This window comes from Bradyrhizobium sp. AZCC 1577 (assembly GCF_036924575.1).
Taxonomy (GTDB): Bacteria; Pseudomonadota; Alphaproteobacteria; order Rhizobiales; family Xanthobacteraceae; genus Bradyrhizobium.
This window is the reverse complement of record NZ_JAZHRQ010000001.1, coordinates 6,172,618-6,189,564: the sequence shown is the minus strand read 5'-3', so window position 1 is coordinate 6,189,564 and position 16,947 is coordinate 6,172,618. Positions and strand designations below refer to the sequence as shown.

Below are 16,947 nucleotides of genomic sequence, written 5' to 3'. Positions count from 1 at the left end.
CGATGACCAGGGAGCGGGACGTTGGCCGAACTGAAGCGCGAGAGCGGTGTGTCGAAAGCGCTGAACGCGGCGTGGCTGCGGCCGTTTTTGTTCCTGCTGTTCATCGTGGTGATGTGGGACCTCACCATCCGCCTGTTCCAGATTCCGGCCTACCAGATCCCGGCGCCGGGCGATGTCGTGGCGGTGCTGCGGACGGATTGGCCGGAACTGCTGCGGCAGGCCTGGCCCACCACTTACGCCACCATCTGCGGCTTCCTGTTGTCGGCCGTGTTCGGCATTCCCGTCGCCATGCTGATCGCGGGATCGAAGACGGTAGAGAGCTATGTCTATCCGCTGCTGGTGTTCTCCCAATCGGTGCCGAAGATCGCGATCGCGCCGCTGTTCGTGGTGTGGTTTGGTTTCGGCATCATCCCAAAGGTGATCTCGGCGTTCCTGCTCGGGTTTTTCCCGGTGGTGGTCTCCGCCGTGCAGGGTTTTAAGTCGGTCGATCCTGACATGGTCGATCTCGCCCGCGCGATGCAGGGCAGCCGCTTCCAGGTGTTCCGCGCCGTCAACCTCCCGCACGCGATGCCGGCGATCTTCTCCGGCCTGAAAGTCTCGGTGACGCTTGCCGTCGTCGGTGCGGTCGTCGGCGAGTTCGTCGGCTCCAATTCCGGCATCGGCTATGTGATGCAGCGCTCGATCGGCACCTTCGACCTGCCGACGATGTTTGCGGCGCTGGTGATCCTGGCGCTGCTCGGCGTGGTGTTGTTCTGGGTCGTCGACCGGATCGAACGCCTCGTGATTCCCTGGCATGTCAGCCAGCGCGAGGACATCATTTTTGCTTCCTAAGCCAAACCAACAGGCGGCCTATCCAAGGGCTGCATCACCAAACGGGAGGATGACCATGATACGAGTGATAACGGCGATCTCCGCCGCCCTGATCTGGACCGCGCTTTCGGTGCTTCCGGCATCGGCCGCCGACAAGGTGGTGCTGATGCTGAACTGGTACGTCTATGGCGAGCACGCGCCGTTCTATTACGGCAAGGCCAAGGGCATTTATGCCGCCGAGGGCATCGATCTCGAAATTCAGGAAGGCCGCGGCTCGGCGGCGACCACGCAGGCCGTTGCGGCCAAGACCGCCAATTTCGGCTATGTCGACGTGCCCACCATGATGCGCGCGGCGGTCAAGGGTGCCCCGATCGTGGCCACCGGCGTGCTGCTGCAGACCAGCCCGATGTCGGCGATGGGCTTCGTCGAAAAGGACATCAAGAAGCCCGAGGACATCAAGGGTAAGACGGTGGCGATCACGCCTGCGGACTCGATGACGCAGATCTGGCCGCTCTTTTTGAAGAAGACCGGCCTGAAGGAAAGCGACTTCCAGACGGTGGCCGGCGACGGCCAGACCAAGCTCAACGCTGTCATCAACGGCCAGGCCGATCTATTGCTCGGCTATGTCATGGACCAGTCGATGAAGATCAAGGACGCGACCGGTAAGGACGTCAACGCGATCAAGTTCGCCGACTACGGCATCAACATGGTCTGCTCGGGCGTCGTCGCCAACACCGATTTCGTCAAGGCCAATGCCGATCTCGTCAAGCGCTTCATGTCGGCGACGACGAAAGCGGTCGAAGCCGCCGAGAAGGATCCGAAGGGGGCGGCGCAGTCGATCCTCGATGCCAATCCGAAGGGCGGCAAGATCGAGACGCTGACGAAGGGTTTTGAGCTGACGATCCCGCTGTACCGGACGGCTGAAACCAAGAACAAGCGGCCATTCCAGGTGACCGACCAGAACATGACCGACACGGTCAATCTGATGGTCGAATATGGCGGATTGGATGCCAAGGCCAAGGACAATCCGAAGGCGTTTTATACCAACGACTACCTGCCGCAGGGCGGTTCGTAAGCTATCGATGACGCACCTATCGTCGTCCCTGCGTTTGCAGGGACGACGGGCGGACAGGGCTTTCCTGAAATGGACTTTGCTGAATGAATCCTGCGACCAAACCAACCGAGGTCGACCAACCAGCCGCGCATCTGCGCCTGGTGTCCGATCGCGCCGGCTCCGCGGCACCTGGCATCACGCTATCGGGCGTCTCAAAAACCTATCGTTCGCGCGACGGCGACGTGCCGTCGCTGCGGCCGCTGGATTTCCATATCAACGAGGGCGAGTTCTTTGTCGTGGTCGGCCCGTCCGGCTGCGGCAAGTCCACGCTGTTGAAGATGATCTCCGGGCTGCTCGCGCCGTCGACGGGGGAGATTCTGGTCGAAGGCGAGCAAGTTACAAAACCGCACGGCAATGTCGGCATCGTGTTCCAGAACGCGCTGTTGCTGCCCTGGCGCAACATCCTGTCCAACGTGATGTTGCCGATCGACATGAAGAAATTGCCGCGCGACGAATATCTGCCGCGGGCGAAAGCGCTGTTGAAGCTGGTCGGCCTGGAGGGCTTTGAGAAAAAATTGCCCTGGCAATTGTCCGGCGGCATGCAGCAACGCGCCTCGATCTGCCGGGCGCTGGTGCATGACCCCAAGATCATGCTGATGGACGAGCCGTTCGGCGCGCTCGATGCCATGACGCGCGAGAAGATGAATGTCGAGTTGATGCGCATCCAGCGCGAGACCGGCAAGACCGTGCTGCTGATCACGCATTCGATTCCGGAAGCCGTGTTCCTGGCCGATCGCGTGCTTGTCATGACCGAGCGGCCCGGTGCGATCGCCGCGATCTACGACGTACCGCTGCCGCGCCCGCGCTCGCTCGACGCGATGGCCGATCCCGCCTTCACCGAACTGGTGCAGCGGATTCGCAAGCACTTTTTCACGCAAAGCGCGCTGGACTGAAAGCTGGCTCGATGCCGTTACGCTTAGCCGTACGAGACATCTCCTTTTTCGAACGTCCGGTCACCTTTGCCCGGCCGTTCCGGTTCGGCGCGGTCGTGATCAACGCAACGCCGCAGGCTTTCGTGCGGGTCGAGATCGAGGTCGAAGGCAGGGGAACGGCAACTGGCGCCAGCGCCGAATTTCTGGTTCCAAAATGGTTCGACAAGCGGCCGCATCTCGCGCCAGAGCAGACAGTCGAGGAGCTGCGTCGCTCGCTTCTGATCGCGCGCGGCATCTATCTGGCGCATTCCGGCTTCGAGACTGCGTTCGGCCTGCATGCGGCCTGCATCGGCGCGCAGATCGAAGCCTGCGCGCGAGAAGACATTCCGCCGCTGGCGGCGGCCTACGGGCCGGCCGAGATCGACAAGGCGATTCTCGACGCGCTGCTGCGTTGCACGGGAGCCAGCTTCTTCGACGGCATGGCCGACAACATCGCAGGCGTGGATGCACGCCTGTCGCGCGACCTCGGCGATGATGACGTGTCGCGCTTTCTCGCAGGCCGAAAACGGCTGGAGCGCGTCGCGATCCGGCACACGGTCGGCATGGACGACAAGGTCGAAGGCGAGGGCGGCGTTGCCGACATCAGAGAAAACGCCGGCGCGCGCTACTTCAAGCTTAAGCTGAACGGCGACCCCGCGCACGATGCCGATCGGCTGATCCGGATCGGCAATGAACTGGCGATGCTGTCGTACGATTACCGCGTCACGCTCGACGCCAATGAACAGTACGCCGACCTCACTGCATTGAATGCGCTTGTCGAGCAACTCGACCGCGATGTCGCGCTGCAGACGATCGCGCAGAAGCTCCTCTACATCGAGCAGCCGATGCCGCGCGACATCACACGCCAATCGCCGCTCGGCGCGCTGGCGCGGCGCGATTTCATCGTCGACGAGGCTGACGATTCTTACGACGCCTTCCCGGTGGCGCGGGCGCTCGGCTATCGCGGCATCTCCTCGAAATCCTGCAAGGGCATCTACAAGTCCATCATCAATGCTACGCGCGCGGCCAGATGGAGTGCCGCCGGCGAGAAATGTTTCATCGCCGGCGAAGACCTGACCTGCCAGGCGGGCCTTGCGTTGCAGCAGGATCTTGCGCTCGGTGCTTTGATCGGCGTCACCCATGCGGAGCGCAACGGCCACCACTATGTGGATGGTTTTAGCGATACGCCGGCCACTGAGGCGGAGGCGTTTATCGCGGGCCATCCCGATCTCTACGTCCGCGATGGCAATAAAGTTCGTCTCGCGATCCATGACGGCGATCTCCTGACGGGATCGCTGACCACACCTGGCTTCGCCACGGCCACGCATCCGGACTGGTCCGCGATGTCGCCGCTCGCGCAGCCCACAGCCAGAATTCCTTTGGAGAAAGCAGTATGACGACCAAACGCCTCGGCCTGATCATGAACGGCGTGACCGGCCGCATGGGGCTCAACCAGCATCTGATCCGCTCCATCATCGCGATCCGCGACCAGGGCGGCGTGCTGCTGTCGAACGGCGACCGCATGCTGCCCGACCCGATCCTGATCGGCCGCGATGCGGACAAGGTCGAGCGTCTTGCGAAGCGCTTCAACGTGGAGCGCTGGTCGACCGATCTCGACAAGGCGCTGGCCGACAAGAGCGATACGATCTTCTTCGACGCCGCGACCACGCAGGCGCGTCCGTCGCTGCTGACCAAGGCGATCGAGGCCGGCAAACACGTCTATTGCGAAAAGCCGATCGCGACCAACCTGGAGGAGGCGGTCGCGGTGCTGAAGCTCGCCAAGACCAAGGGCGTCAAGCACGGCACGGTGCAGGACAAACTGTTCCTGCCGGGGTTGAAGAAGCTCGCCTTCCTGCGCGATTCCGGCTTCTTCGGCCGGATGCTGTCGGTGCGCGGTGAGTTCGGCTATTGGGTGTTCGAGGGCGGCTGGCAGGAAGCGCAGCGGCCGTCATGGAATTATCGCAGCGAGGACGGCGGCGGCATCATTCTCGACATGGTCTGCCACTGGCGCTACGTGCTCGACAATCTCTTCGGCGAGGTCGAGAGCATCTCCTGCCTCGGCACCACCGACATCCCCGAACGTTTCGACGAAAAGGGCAAGAAGTACACGGCGACCGCCGATGATTCCGCCTATGCCACCTTCCGCCTCAAGGGCGGCGTGATCGCGCATATCAACATGAGCTGGGTGACGCGCGTCTACCGCGACGACCTCGTGACCTTCCAGGTCGACGGTACCCACGGCTCGGCGGTGGCGGGCCTGACCGACTGCGTGATCCAGGCGCGCCAGGCGACGCCGCGGCCGGTGTGGAATCCGGACGAGAAGCGCACCCATGATTTCTATGCCGACTGGCAGAAAGTTCCCGACAACGTTGTCTACGACAACGGCTTCAAGGAGCAGTGGGAAATGTTCATCCGCCACGTCTGCGAGGACGCGCCCTACAAATACACGCTGCTGGAAGGCGCCAAGGGCGTGCAACTCGCCGAATGCGCGCTGCAGAGCTGGCGCGAGCGGCGCTGGATCGACGTTGCCCCGATCAAGGTGTGAGGAGGCTTAAGCATGAACAAGCCAGTCCTGCCGATGTCGTCGCTGTCGCTGAAGCTGCCGACGGCGGATCGCAAAATCGAGGATTATCGCTTGGCGGCATCGCGGACGTTTCCGGCGAAGCTTGAAGGTGCGCTCAACCGCGTGGCCTTCTCGGCCGCGCACGTCGTGGCGGACCCACTCGCCGACAAAGACCCGTGGCTGACATCCGTCATCGACTGGGACCGCACCATCGCGTTCCGCGAGCATGTCTGGGATCTCGGCCTTGGCGTTGCCGAGGCGATGGACACCGCGCAGCGCGGCATGGGGCTGGATTGGCCGACTTCGCTGGAACTAATCCAGCGTTCGGTAAAGGCTGCGAAAGCGAAGGGCAATGCGCTGGTGTTTTCCGGCGCCGGCACCGACCACCTCGCAGTGGAAGACGCAAAGAGCCTCGACGATGTGATCCGCGCCTATGAGGAACAGATCGCGGCGGTCGAGAAGGCCGGTGGCCGCATCATCTTGATGGCCTCGCGCGCATTGGCAAAGCTTGGCCGCAGCGCCGACGACTATGCAAAGGTCTACAACCAGGTACTGTCACAGGTTCGCGAGCCCGTGATCATCCACTGGCTCGGCGACATGTTCGACCCGGCGCTATCGGGCTATTGGGGAACGGCCGATCTCGACAAGGCGATGGATACGGCGGTTGCCATCATCAACGCCAATGCCGCCAAGGTCGATGGCGTAAAAGTCTCGCTGCTCGACAAGCAGCGCGAGATCGACATGCGCCGTCGCCTCGATCCCAGGGTGAAGATGTATACCGGAGACGATTTCAACTACGCCGAACTGATCGCGGGCGACGAGCAAGGCTTTTCGCATGCGCTGCTCGGCATCTTCGATGCCATCGCTCCGGCGGCGTCCTATGCACTGTCGCGGCTGGCCGCCGGTGACGAGGCCGGTTTCCATGACGTATTGAGGCCGACCGTGCCGCTGTCGCGCCATATCTTCAAGGCGCCGACGCGGTTCTACAAGACCGGCATCGTGTTCATGGCCTATCTCAACGGCCACCAGGATCATTTCACGATGGTCGGCGGGCAGGAGAGCACGCGCTCGACGCTGCATCTGGCCGAATTGTTTCGCCTTGCGGACAAAGCTGGGCTGCTCTCCAACCCCGAACTGGCAACGCGGCGCATGAAGACGGTGCTGGCAACGCGCGGCATCGAACCCTGATGCGTGATTTCTCGAGCGATCATCGCTGGCTGTCGCTGAACACGGCAACCGTCCGCAAGCAGGGCGATCTCGTTGCCATCATCGATGCTTGCGCGCGGCATGGCATCCGCGCCATCGATCCCTGGCGCGACCAGGTTGCGGCCATTGGCCTCGAGCGCGCGGTGCGGGCGGTGCGCGACGCCGGGCTTGAATTATCCGGCTATTGCCGCGGCGGCATGTTCACGGCGGATGCGGCGCATCGCATCGAGGCACGCGACGACAACCGCCGCGCGGTGGACGAAGCCAAGGCGCTGGGTGCGCCCTGTATCGTGCTGGTCGTCGGCGGCCTGCCGCAATATTCGCGGCCGGGAAGCGCGGCCTCAAAGGACATTGCGGCCGCGCGGACGCAGGTCCATGACGCGATCGCGGAAATGCTGGAGTATGCGAGAGAGGCCAACATGCCGCTCGCGATCGAGCCTTTGCATCCGGCCTACGCCGCCGACCGTGCCTGCGTGAACACGACGAAGCAGGCGCTGGACATTTGCGATCAGCTCGACCCGCTGCGCACCGGTGCGCTGGGCGTTGCGCTCGACGTCTATCACATCTGGTGGGACCCGGAATTGATGCCGCAGATTGCGCGCGCGGGGAAAGATCGATTGCTGGCGTTTCACGTCTGCGACTGGCTGGTGCCGACAAAAGACATCCTCAACGACCGCGGCATGATGGGTGACGGCGTCATCGACATCACATCTGTGCGATCAGCGGTCGAGGCGCAGGGCTTTGCCGGCTATTCCGAGATCGAAATCTTCTCCAACGAGTGGTGGACAAGGCCGATGGACGAGGTCCTGCAGACCTGCATCGCGCGGCATCGGACGGTGGTCTAGCAGCCGTCACTCGAAGACGCCTGTTCCGCTGTCTCAATGACGGACGGTGTTGTCTCGTATGTGAACTGACGCGCGTTCTGGTCGTGATAGCGTCGCATGAAGAGACAGCGCGCGGTTCCAGATTTAACCTTTTCCGCGGGTATTTAGATTAACAAAGGGTTACCGTTGCGCCTCGATAAACTCCGGCGCTAGCTAGTCGCACGGAGAAAGTCTCCTCGAGCGATGAGCGACAACATGAAAATCCTTTACGCAATTGCAACACTGGCCCTGCTGTCGACATCGGCGCAGGCCTGGCAGGTCGTGGAACGCTGCACCTACAGCAAGTTCTACGGCAGGGTGTGCACGACATCCTATCTGGACGATCCGGTGCGCAGCGAGGCGCAGAATCAGGAAGACGCGAAGGCAAGGCGCGCCAGCATCGAGAAGTGGGAAGCGTTCTGCAAGCCGAAACGCACCTACGACAACGAAGGTGTCGTCCGCCTGGTGTACGCCCGCAAGGGCTGCGAGTTCGGCCGCAGCGAGTAGCAAGATTCTCCTCGCCGCGAGCGAGGAGAATTCCGAGCCCTACAGCTCGATGAACGGTGGGCAACGCGCGCCCGAAAGACCGCTAAACCTTTATCGATCAAATTGCGATCCGGTTAGTCACACAGCTTTACGCCGCCTCAATGCTTGTCGGTCATTCCTGACAGACGCATTCATCAAGGGGCAGTGTCCATGCGCGTCTTCATCGCAATCTCGATCGTCGTCGCTTCGGTATCGTCCGCGTCCGCGCAATTCGCGATGGACCACGGCCATGCCGCAGATGCCGCCCAGGCCGCCCGCGCGGAGCGGGCCGAAGCGAATGCCAAGGCCGCGGCCATTGCTTCGGGCGCGCCGCTGCTTCCCAGCCAGCAAACCAATTTCTACGTCGGCAGCCGCGGCACCGTGAAGATCACGCCCCGCACCGCGGAAGAACTGAAAGCCGATGAAGCGGCTCAGGCTGCCTGGAGGGAACGCTGCCGGCCGACCGTGGTCGAAGACCGCGAGGGCCTGCGGCGCGTGAAATATGCCGAACGGGATTGCGACCTTTCCCGCTTCAACACGGCCGGCAATTAGAACTTCCCGACACCTGTGGCGGAATCGAGCCGCGTCGAACGGCCTGCTCCAGGCCGGCAATCCGGGTTCCGGCTAGGCCCTCCCGGGCCGAAATGCTAGAGCTTCCCCAACCACCGTTGGGGCGGCATGACTTTCACATCCTGGCAGTTCGGCATTTTCGTCGCGATCGTATTCGCGGCGTATTATCTTCCGGCACTGCGAGCATTTCAGGTCCAACTGCTGGTCTTCGCCAGCCTGTTCTTTTACGGCTATGGCCAGCCGGAACTGCTGGCGCTATTGGCTGTCGCGGTTCTCGGAACATATCTTTTCCTGGTCCTGGCGTTGCGAAACCGGCAGCTCTGGCTGCCGGCCGGCATCGCCTTCAACCTCGCGCTGCTGGCGTTCTTCAAATATAAACTGCTGTTTATCGATCCGGCGTCCCCCAGCCTGGTCGATTTCGCGCCGCTCGATTTTCTTCTGAAGCTGCCGCTGCCGATCGGCATTTCATTTTTCGTCTTCCACAACATCAGCCTCTTGGTCGACTTGACCCGGCAGAAGGGCGCGCCGCCGACGCTGACCGGCGTCTTCCTCTACATCATCTTCTTTCCGCAGCTCGTTTCGGGTCCGATCACGCGCGCGGAAATGTTCATGCCGCAGATCAAGCCGAAATACTTTGCGGACATTCCGTTCGTCGAGGCCGCGAAATGGATCCTGACCGGGTTTTTCTTCAAGCTCTACGTTGCCAACAACCTCAATGAAATGACGTCTTACATGAGCTTCCCGCTCTACGAGACGCTGCAGACCCAGGATCGCTGGCTGCTGGTTTTCCTCTATAGCTATCAGATCTATGCGGACTTTTTCGGCTATTCCGCGATCGCGATCGGCCTTGCCCTGCTGTTCGGATATCGTTTGCCGATCAACTTCAATCTTCCCTACATCTCGACCTCGTTCTCCGAGTTCTGGACGCGTTGGCATATCTCGCTGTCGACCTGGTTGCGGACCTATCTTTACGTCCCGCTCGGCGGCAATCGTCATGGCGTATGGCGCACCTATTTGAACCTGATGATCGTGATGGGGTTAGGCGGCCTCTGGCACGGCGCCGGCCTCAGCTATCTGATCTGGGGGCTGTTGCACGGCCTGTTGCTGGTGGTCGAACGCCCCTTGTTGGCGCGTTTGGCGTCGATCGACTTTGCGGTATTTCGAGCGGCCCGGATGACCGTCGTTTTCGTCTGCGTCACCATGCTCTGGATCTTCTTCAAGCTACCGAACTTCGATCATGCGGTCGGCTACCTCACGGGTATGTTTACGCCGAGCACGAATCCCAACCCGACGAAGCTGTTCTACAACCTGGCGCTGCTCTATTCGCTGCCGGTCATGATTCAGCACCTCGGTCTTCGTCCGCTGTCGGAGGGAAAGCTTCGCTGGGCGGAGCCATATCTCTACGGCTCGATGGCCGCGCTGACGTATCTGGAAGCCGGCCCGGAAACGTCGTTCATCTACTTTCAGTTCTAGGGAGCGAGGAAGACGTGTCTGCCGTTCGGTGGTTGATAAAATGCGGTGTCGGCGCGGCGATTGTCTTGAGCGCCTGCGGCTTCGCTACCATCCGCTTCGGCAGCGGGCTGCAAATGCCGGCAACGACAACGCGGGACGGTACGCTGATTACGCTCAGCCGTTACCTGCGCGAGCCGTTGCCTGACGTCGTGCTCGTGGGCAGCTCGATCACGCTCCGCCTCAGGGAGGAATATTTTGTAACGCCCAAGCTGAGAAATCTGGCGCTTTCGGGCGGCTCGCCGCTCACCGGGCTGGAGATCGTTGCGAACCAGCCGCAGCTTCCGAGCTTCATTCTGGTCGAAGCGAATGTTCTCGTCCGTCAGACCGATGCCGCGCTGGTTGAACGTTACTCACGCGGCGATGCCGAGCCATTGTTCTTTCGCCCGATCAGGGCCGCGGTAGCCGCTTATGAGCAGCGGCTTCACGCGCCGCTGACGCATGAGCAGGTTTCGCTCGAACTGCGCAGATTGATCGGGCAGCGGCCGAGCGATTTCGACAACCGGGTCTACACGGATCGAGCGCTGCAGCAATCCAATGCGGAGGATCCGACGGATGCGGTGCAGATTAGCGCGAAACGGATTGGGAAGCTGATCCGGATCATGGAACAACGCGGTGCGCGCGTTTTGCTGTTCGAGCTACCCTATTCCGAGCCGATCGAAGGCTCGCGGCATGCGGCGATCACGCGGGAAATTATTCACGCCGCGTTTCCGGATTCCAATCGATGGCTATCTATCGAAGTGAACCGGGGCGAGCTACGCTGGGCCGATGGTGTTCATCTCGACGAGCGCTCTGCGGTCATCGTAGCGCAGGCGATGGAGCGCGCTTTGGCATTGGCGCGCGCGGTGAAATGACGGGGGCTTTTCTCGAAAAGGCGGGCTACGGCGCTATCGTGATTGAGCAAGAAAGGCGATGATCTTTTTTCTATCCTCGCTCGATGAGAGGCCGCCATACGGCTTCATGCTGTTGCCGGGCACGACCTCATCGGGGTTGGCAATGAAGCGATCGAGCTTCTCCTCATCCCAGACGAATCCTGCCTCCTTCATTGCGCTGGAAAACCCATAGTCTGGTAGCGATCCCGCTTTGCGTCCGACAATCTTGTGCAGGTTGGGGCCCAGCCGATTGTCGCCCTCTCTCATGATGTGGCACGTTCGACAGGCATTGTTGAACGCCTGTTGTCCTGAGACGCCCTCCGCGCCTTGCGGCGCCTGGGGCAGGGCGGAAGGCGAAGCAAGCATATACGCTAGTCCGCTCAACGCGCCTATCAGGAACGTCCGACCGTGCCGTAAACGTGCGTCTCGCCGGCTGGATTTCGGCCGGGCGAGCAGCATGACAAAATGCGATTGCCTCATTCGATCCTCGTCAAGAAGGATGCCGGGCATGTTTCGGTCACTGGCCTGCGACCTGCGGCATCGTATTGAAGCGCGCCTTCTGCTCGTTGCTCAGCGTGGCATAGAACTTATCCAACGCCTCCTGCACCCAATCGGCTGCCTCGAGCATGGCCTTGAGCCGCTTCTCCATCGCATCCAGCCGCCCGACCGGCGTAAGCGGCACGTCGTCCGGGCAGACAGCTTGCAGCCCTGCAACCGCCTTCTTGGTCACGTCGCTCAAGCGGTCAAGCGCCTCCTTTTGCTCGCCCGCCGGCCGTACGACAGCCTCGATCCGATCAATCGGTAGCCGCGTGAGGCTGGATTTCGGATCGCCGCAAGCCTCGGCTTGCGCATTTGCTTCCTGCTGCGGCTGTTGCGAGCGGTCGCCGACGTTCGGGCCGAGTGCGTTGAAACGCGCTTTTTGCTCATCATTTAGCGAATTGTAAAATCGCTCAAGCGCCGGACGCACGATCCTTACCGCGTCGAGCGTAGCCGTCACGCGGTTCGTCATCGCCCGCAGGCGACCAGGCGGCGTCATGGCAAAGGAGTCGGCGCAAGTATCCTTGAACACGTCGGCGGCCTTTGCCGCGGCGGCCTTCAACTCGTCGAGCAGGGCGCGCTGCTCGGGCGTCGGCTGCACTGCGCGCACGATCGATGCAATCGGCCAGGCGGTCACGCCCTCGTCCGGTTCTCTGCACACCTGCCGAAGCGTCTGCTGGCTCACGCTTGCGCGCTTGCCCGCTCGGAAATCGGTGACCGCCGCCCCGGGATCAGGATATCTGGCGTAGGCGGAATAGGGGCTGTCCGTACCCCAAAACACGGTGTCGACGAAGTCGTCGTAGGCATACGCCCAATAGCCCGGGTCGTAGGCGTGGGGCCAGAACGTGTAATTGAAGATGTCGGAATAGGCGTAAGGCCAGAAGACCGGGCCGAGCCAGGCCACGAACGCGGCGCGATGGCCGTGCCGCCAGGCGTGGCGCGGAGCCCAGCGGTTCTCCCGGGCGGTCAGCGCCGCGCGGGCTTGCAGGGCATCATTGCTGCGGAACTGCGCGGAAAATCGCCCGCGGGCGGCGGCCTGCATGGCCGCGGCAGAGGCGGATCGTTCAGCCGAGGGCTGTGGCCCCAGCCGCTGCAGGCGTGCCTGGTCACGTTCCTGGATGCGCTGCTCGCGCTGGAGCAGGCGGTTTTGAGTCTGCAGCGATCTTTGCTGCTCGCGTTGCGCCCGGAGACCTTCCGGCTTTTGCGACTGCAACTGCTGGACGCGCTGTTGCAAGCGATCGATGCGGCTCTGCCGCTCCGTGCTCTGGCGCGACAGGACATCGCGCTGGCGCTCCTGCACCATTTGCTGCCGCTGCTGGAGGCGCTGCTCACGCTGCTGCGCACGCGTTTCGATCTGTTCCCTTCGCGACGGGGCTTCGCCTACGACAGGCGATGCGCCGGCCCGCGAAGGTGCGGTTATGCGCGGTTCGGGCTGCCTCGCCATGGCCGGTCGCTGCGACGGCGCGGCACGATGAATCTCAGGCCGCGGTGCTACGACACGCGGCGCAGCCGGCCGCGGTGGCGCGGCGATGCGCGGTGGTGCGGCCTGTGGGGCCATCGCTGGACGTTGCGGCGAAGGAGCTGCACGGATCGTCGGGGCGGCGGGTCGCGCCATGGCCGGAGGCGCTGCCGGGCGAGCCATCGCGGGTGGCGCCGCTGGGCGGGCCATCGCCGGTGGCGCCGCCGGGCGGGCCATCGCCGGTGGCGGTGCAGCCGGTCGGGCCGCTGGCGCAGCTCCGCCGGCGGGACCAACCGGACCAACGCCACCTCGATGTTGGGCGGACGAGCCGGTGCTCACCGCTATCGCGGAGATACCGAGCAAAAATGCTGCGATGCGAGCGCTGCTCGAAAGCATGATCTCACTCCCTCGCTTCGTCGCCCAGGAGCATCAACGCGCAAGCGCAGGAATCGTTCGTCGCGGCTATGGCTTACGTTGCGATTTTACGGCGCAGGACTGATACAGTTCGCTTGCGCCTTAGCTGACCGTGCAAGGCACGCTCAGAAATCCACGGAAGCGCACGCGGCCGCCGCGTACCGGTTCGCCGTCGAGCGCATAATCCGGAAAGCGCGCGAGGAAACGCGAGATCGCGATGGCGCCCTCGAGCCGCGCCAACGCCATGCCGGCGCATTGATGCGCGCCGGTGCCGAAGGCCAGATGCCGGTTCGGCGTGCGGCCGACATCGAAACGTTCGGGATCGGCGAACTGGGCGGGGTCGCGGTTGGCGGCGCCGATGCACAGCGTCACTGGTGTGCCCGCCGGCATCGCGACGCCGCCGAGTTCGAACGGCTCGACGGTCATGCGGTTGCCGAGTTGGTTGGAGCTCTCGAAACGCAGCATTTCCTCGACCGCGGTCTTGATCAGCTCGGGATTTTCAATCAGCCGGCGTTTCTCGCCTGCGTGGTTCAGTAACGCGACGAGTCCGTTGCCGATCAGGTTGGTAGTGGTCTCGTGCCCGGCATTGAGCAGGAAGATGCAGTTGTGCAGCAGCTCCTTTTCGGTCAGCCGCTCGCCATTGTCTTCGCCCTGAATCAGTCGCGTCAGCACGTCGCGGTCGGGATTGCCGGGCTTGGCCCGTCGCCGCGCCACCAGCCCTTCGAGATACGCCAGGAAATCCTTCACCGCCGTGTTGCCGCGGGCGAAGGCGTCCGGGCCGATCACCGGCTCCAGCGCGCCGAGAATGGCCAGCGACCAGTCGCGCAAGGGATCGCGCTCGCTCTCCGGCACATCGAGCAGATTGCCGATCACTTCGATCGGAATGGCAGCAGCGAAATCGTCGATCAGGTCCACCTTGCCCTTGGCGGCGATGGCGTCGAGCAGGCGGTCGACCAGCCGGACCAGGTTGGGCTCCATGCCGGCGATCGCGCGCGGCGATAGTGCGCCCATGATCAGCCGGCGGACGCGGGTGTGGGCGGGAGGATCGTTGAACACGAGGCTCGTGGTGTGGTGCTCGTAGAGCAGGGAGTCGCCATACTTCGGCGAGAACTCCTTCTTCTTGTCGGACGAGAAGGCCTTGGTGTTCTTGTAGGCTGCAACCAGGTCGTCGTAGCGGGTCAGGAAATACGACCCATTCGGCAACCGCTTGACCGGTTCGCTCTCGCGCAGCGCGCGATAGGTCGGGTAGGGGTTGGCATAGAACTCGGGCGTCAGCTTTTCGAGGTCGAATGTGGCCGCCAGTTCGCGCGCATCCAGATTCATGGCTCGCCGTACTCGTTGGGACGGAAAGGTAAGCGGCCGTCAAATTAGTCGCATTTGCAACTATCTTAGACGTCGGTTTCAAAGCGTCAAGTCGGCGCAGCTTTCAGTCCACACCATCCAAGCGCCTGGATCCAAGCGCCTTGGGGTTGCGACCAATTCGGGATAAGTCTGCAACGCGAGGACCGTTTTCCAGAAAAAGCGTGCTTAAACAAAGTGATGAGGCCGTGTCTTTGATGCCACCCGGTGGCAGAATCCGCCTGGTGCGCTGCAATGTATCCTTGACTCCGCAAAGGTGAGTGATTACTCACGCCCCCATGTCTACCCTGCGCATGACCAGTGACTTGCGGCGGCAATTGATCTTGAGCGCCGCCAAGCGGTGCTTTGCCCGTCACGGCTTTGCCGGCACCACCACCAAGAGCGTGGCGGCGGCTGCAGCCATTTCGGAAGGGCTGTTGTTCAAGCATTTCCCGTCCAAGGCAGCGCTCTATGCCGAAATCCTCGCCGAAGAGTGCGAGGCCGATCCTGATTTCGCGCACCTGCTGGGCCAGGAGCCTTCAAGTGCCACACTGGTTGAGCTGGTCAAGAGCATGGTTGGCCATTTCATGGAGGTGTCGGACGGCTCGGATCAGGAGGAAGCGCAGCGGCTGCGGCTGATGACGACCAGCCATCTCGATGACGGCGAGTTCGCGCGTTTGCTCTATGACAAGGTCGCCGGCCTGATCGGGCCGGTGTTCACCGCGTCGATCGAGCGCGCTGTAACGGCCGGCGACGCGGCGCGGATCGGCAGCGATCCGCTCAACCTGTTCTGGTTCGCGCACCACACCGTGCTGATGGCGGCGCTGACGAGGCTTCCGCCCGTGCCCTGTCTTTCTTACGGCAACGCCGCCGACCTGGAGCGGCAGTTGTGTCAATTCATCCTGCGCGGCATCGGACTTACCGAAGCCGCAATTGCTTCTCATCTGGACGGCGAGCTGTCACCGAATTCGGGACAATCGGTAACTGCAGAAAGTGCATGACATGAATATCGTGACCGAACACAAGATTTCGGGCAAGCCGATAACGGAAAAGCCGCACAAGCGGCCGGTCCGCATGGTGCGGTGGCTCATCATCGTTGGAACGCTGCTGGCCTTGCTGGTTGGTGGCCTGGTCTGGTTCAACTACTTCCGCGGCAAGATGATCGCGCAGTTCTTCGCGACCATGAAGCCGCCGCCGACCAGCGTCAACATCGCCACAGCGAAGTCCGAAACGATTCCGAATCTTCTGACCGCGGTCGGCGATCTTGCCGCCGTGCACCAGGTCAACGTGACCTCCGACGTCAACGGCCGCATCACCGATATCCAGTTTACGGCGGGCGCCAGCGTGAAGGAGGGCACGCCGCTGGTGCAGTTGTTCGACGGTCCCGAGCAGGCGGATCTCGCCAACTACAAGGCGCAGCAGCGGTTGGCGCAGCTCTCGCTCGATCGCGCCAAGCAGTTGGCCGAGCGTCAGGTCGGACCACAGGCGACGGTGGATAACGCCCAGGCTGTGTTCGATCAGGCCAGCGCCGGCATCGCCAGGACCGAGGCGATCATTTCGCAGAAGCTGGTGCGGGCGCCGTTCGATGGCGAACTCGGCGTGCGCAGGGTCGAAGTCGGACAATATCTGACGGCGGGTACGCAGATCGTCTCGCTGACCGATCTGTCGATGCTGTATGCGAACTTCACCGTGACGGAAAAGGACTCCGGCCAGCTCAAGGTCGGCCAGATCGTTCGGATCGCGGTCGACGCCTATCCGGGCCGCACCTTCGAGGGCAAGATCACCACCATCGAGCCGCAGATCGCGGCGGACACGCGCAACATTCGCGTGCAGGCGACGATCCAGAATCCGGACAAGATCCTCAAGCCCGGCATGTTCGCGACCACCACCGTCGTGCTGCCGGACAAGCCGCCGGTCGTCACCGTGCCCGAAACCGCGGTCGACTACACGCTCTATGGTGACTCGGTCTACCTCCTCAGTGAAAAGAAGGAGGAGGACGGCAAGACCAGCCTGATCGCGACGCGCACCTTCGTGCAGACCGGAAAGCGCCTTGAGGGCCGCGCCGAAGTCCTGAAGGGCTTGAAGGAGGGCGACCGCGTCGTGGCGGTGGGCCAGCTCAAGCTGCAGTCCGGAGCCGCCGTGACGATTTCGAACGATCCGGTGCCGGCGATTCCGGCGAAGCCGCCGCGCTACTGATAACGCGCTACTGATAAATGGTGCGGCTCCCTTGAGGAGCCGCGGCGAAAGAAAGATGGG

At 62.6% G+C, this 16,947-nt stretch carries 16 protein-coding genes; 13 read left to right on the top strand and 3 right to left on the bottom strand.

Annotation, left to right across the window (positions count from 1 at the left end; genetic code table 11):
• The first annotated feature begins 21 nt into the window (after nucleotides 1-21).
• The 11 genes from V1278_RS29355 to V1278_RS29305 all read left to right on the top strand — a co-directional run bounded on the left by V1278_RS29355 (nucleotide 22) and on the right by V1278_RS29305 (nucleotide 10,925).
• Complete coding sequence (locus V1278_RS29355; protein ID WP_334383094.1) at nucleotides 22-831, top strand: ABC transporter permease; 810 nt, start codon at nucleotides 22-24, stop codon at nucleotides 829-831.
• Nucleotides 832-886: 55 nt separating this feature from the next.
• A complete protein-coding gene (locus V1278_RS29350; protein WP_334383093.1) occupies nucleotides 887-1,885 on the top strand; it encodes an ABC transporter substrate-binding protein in 999 nt (332 codons plus the stop codon).
• An 83-nt stretch (nucleotides 1,886-1,968) separates the two neighbouring features.
• On the top strand, nucleotides 1,969-2,817 hold the full coding sequence (locus tag V1278_RS29345) for an ABC transporter ATP-binding protein (RefSeq protein WP_334383092.1): 849 nt from the start codon (nucleotides 1,969-1,971) through the stop codon (nucleotides 2,815-2,817).
• A gap of 11 nt (nucleotides 2,818-2,828) precedes the next feature.
• Nucleotides 2,829-4,232, top strand: coding sequence for a hypothetical protein (locus tag V1278_RS29340; protein ID WP_334383091.1), 1,404 nt, complete (start codon nucleotides 2,829-2,831; stop codon nucleotides 4,230-4,232).
• Nucleotides 4,229-5,380 carry a Gfo/Idh/MocA family protein gene (locus tag V1278_RS29335; protein WP_334383090.1) on the top strand — a complete coding sequence of 384 codons (1,152 nt, stop codon included), beginning with the start codon at nucleotides 4,229-4,231 and terminating at the stop codon, nucleotides 5,378-5,380. Before V1278_RS29340 ends, V1278_RS29335 begins: the two co-directional genes overlap by 4 nt.
• Nucleotides 5,381-5,392: 12 nt before the next feature.
• Nucleotides 5,393-6,586 carry a dihydrodipicolinate synthase family protein gene (locus V1278_RS29330; protein ID WP_334383089.1) on the top strand — a complete coding sequence of 398 codons (1,194 nt, stop codon included), beginning with the start codon at nucleotides 5,393-5,395 and terminating at the stop codon, nucleotides 6,584-6,586.
• Entirely contained in the window at nucleotides 6,586-7,449 is an 864-nt protein-coding gene (locus V1278_RS29325; protein ID WP_334383088.1) for a sugar phosphate isomerase/epimerase family protein, read from the top strand. Before V1278_RS29330 ends, V1278_RS29325 begins: the two co-directional genes overlap by 1 nt.
• Nucleotides 7,450-7,683: 234 nt before the next feature.
• The gene (locus tag V1278_RS29320) at nucleotides 7,684-7,974 is read left to right on the top strand and encodes a hypothetical protein (protein WP_334367710.1); all 291 of its coding nucleotides are present in this window, start codon (nucleotides 7,684-7,686) and stop codon (nucleotides 7,972-7,974) included.
• A gap of 189 nt (nucleotides 7,975-8,163) precedes the next feature.
• On the top strand, nucleotides 8,164-8,544 hold the full coding sequence (locus V1278_RS29315) for a hypothetical protein (RefSeq protein WP_334383087.1): 381 nt from the start codon (nucleotides 8,164-8,166) through the stop codon (nucleotides 8,542-8,544).
• Between the two features lie 126 nt (nucleotides 8,545-8,670).
• The gene (locus tag V1278_RS29310; RefSeq protein ID WP_334383086.1) at nucleotides 8,671-10,035 is read left to right on the top strand and encodes an MBOAT family O-acyltransferase; all 1,365 of its coding nucleotides are present in this window, start codon (nucleotides 8,671-8,673) and stop codon (nucleotides 10,033-10,035) included.
• A 14-nt stretch (nucleotides 10,036-10,049) separates the two neighbouring features.
• On the top strand, nucleotides 10,050-10,925 hold the full coding sequence (locus V1278_RS29305; RefSeq protein ID WP_334383085.1) for a hypothetical protein: 876 nt from the start codon (nucleotides 10,050-10,052) through the stop codon (nucleotides 10,923-10,925).
• Between the two features lie 33 nt (nucleotides 10,926-10,958).
• On the opposite strand, the gene V1278_RS29300 is transcribed toward V1278_RS29305, so the two are convergent.
• The 3 genes from V1278_RS29300 to V1278_RS29290 form a co-directional block, all read right to left on the bottom strand.
• Nucleotides 10,959-11,453 carry a c-type cytochrome gene (locus V1278_RS29300; RefSeq protein ID WP_334383084.1) on the bottom strand — a complete coding sequence of 165 codons (495 nt, stop codon included), beginning with the start codon at nucleotides 11,451-11,453 and terminating at the stop codon, nucleotides 10,959-10,961.
• Between the two features lie 7 nt (nucleotides 11,454-11,460).
• Complete coding sequence (locus tag V1278_RS29295; RefSeq protein ID WP_334383083.1) at nucleotides 11,461-12,783, bottom strand: Spy/CpxP family protein refolding chaperone; 1,323 nt, start codon at nucleotides 12,781-12,783, stop codon at nucleotides 11,461-11,463.
• A gap of 672 nt (nucleotides 12,784-13,455) precedes the next feature.
• The gene (locus V1278_RS29290) at nucleotides 13,456-14,676 is read right to left on the bottom strand and encodes a cytochrome P450 (RefSeq protein ID WP_334383082.1); all 1,221 of its coding nucleotides are present in this window, start codon (nucleotides 14,674-14,676) and stop codon (nucleotides 13,456-13,458) included.
• A gap of 314 nt (nucleotides 14,677-14,990) precedes the next feature.
• Here V1278_RS29290 and V1278_RS29285 point away from each other — a divergent pair, with 314 nt between their 5' ends.
• Nucleotides 14,991-15,692 (top strand): TetR/AcrR family transcriptional regulator, encoded by a 702-nt coding sequence (locus tag V1278_RS29285; protein ID WP_334383081.1) that lies wholly within the window; start codon nucleotides 14,991-14,993, stop codon nucleotides 15,690-15,692.
• Nucleotide 15,693: 1 nt separating this feature from the next.
• On the top strand, nucleotides 15,694-16,887 hold the full coding sequence (locus tag V1278_RS29280) for an efflux RND transporter periplasmic adaptor subunit (RefSeq protein ID WP_334367718.1): 1,194 nt from the start codon (nucleotides 15,694-15,696) through the stop codon (nucleotides 16,885-16,887).
• Nucleotides 16,888-16,947 lie beyond the last annotated feature (60 nt).

Excerpts from the sequence above, each read along its gene's own strand:
- V1278_RS29285 (WP_334383081.1), top strand. The coding sequence starts at position 14,991 with ATGTCTACCCTGCGCATGACCAGTGACTTGCGGCGGCAATTGATCTTG.
- V1278_RS29325 (WP_334383088.1), top strand. The coding sequence starts at position 6,586 with ATGCGTGATTTCTCGAGCGATCATCGCTGGCTGTCGCTGAACACGGCA.
- V1278_RS29315 (WP_334383087.1), top strand. The coding sequence starts at position 8,164 with ATGCGCGTCTTCATCGCAATCTCGATCGTCGTCGCTTCGGTATCGTCC.
- V1278_RS29335 (WP_334383090.1), top strand. The coding sequence starts at position 4,229 with ATGACGACCAAACGCCTCGGCCTGATCATGAACGGCGTGACCGGCCGC.
- V1278_RS29340 (WP_334383091.1), top strand. The coding sequence starts at position 2,829 with ATGCCGTTACGCTTAGCCGTACGAGACATCTCCTTTTTCGAACGTCCG.
- V1278_RS29345 (WP_334383092.1), top strand. The coding sequence starts at position 1,969 with ATGAATCCTGCGACCAAACCAACCGAGGTCGACCAACCAGCCGCGCAT.
- V1278_RS29295 (WP_334383083.1), bottom strand. The coding sequence starts at position 12,783 with ATGGTGCAGGAGCGCCAGCGCGATGTCCTGTCGCGCCAGAGCACGGAG.
- V1278_RS29300 (WP_334383084.1), bottom strand. The coding sequence starts at position 11,453 with ATGCCCGGCATCCTTCTTGACGAGGATCGAATGAGGCAATCGCATTTT.
- V1278_RS29310 (WP_334383086.1), top strand. The coding sequence starts at position 8,671 with ATGACTTTCACATCCTGGCAGTTCGGCATTTTCGTCGCGATCGTATTC.
- V1278_RS29320 (WP_334367710.1), top strand. The coding sequence starts at position 7,684 with ATGAAAATCCTTTACGCAATTGCAACACTGGCCCTGCTGTCGACATCG.
- V1278_RS29280 (WP_334367718.1), top strand. The coding sequence starts at position 15,694 with ATGAATATCGTGACCGAACACAAGATTTCGGGCAAGCCGATAACGGAA.
- V1278_RS29330 (WP_334383089.1), top strand. The coding sequence starts at position 5,393 with ATGAACAAGCCAGTCCTGCCGATGTCGTCGCTGTCGCTGAAGCTGCCG.
- V1278_RS29290 (WP_334383082.1), bottom strand. The coding sequence starts at position 14,676 with ATGAATCTGGATGCGCGCGAACTGGCGGCCACATTCGACCTCGAAAAG.
- V1278_RS29350 (WP_334383093.1), top strand. The coding sequence starts at position 887 with ATGATACGAGTGATAACGGCGATCTCCGCCGCCCTGATCTGGACCGCG.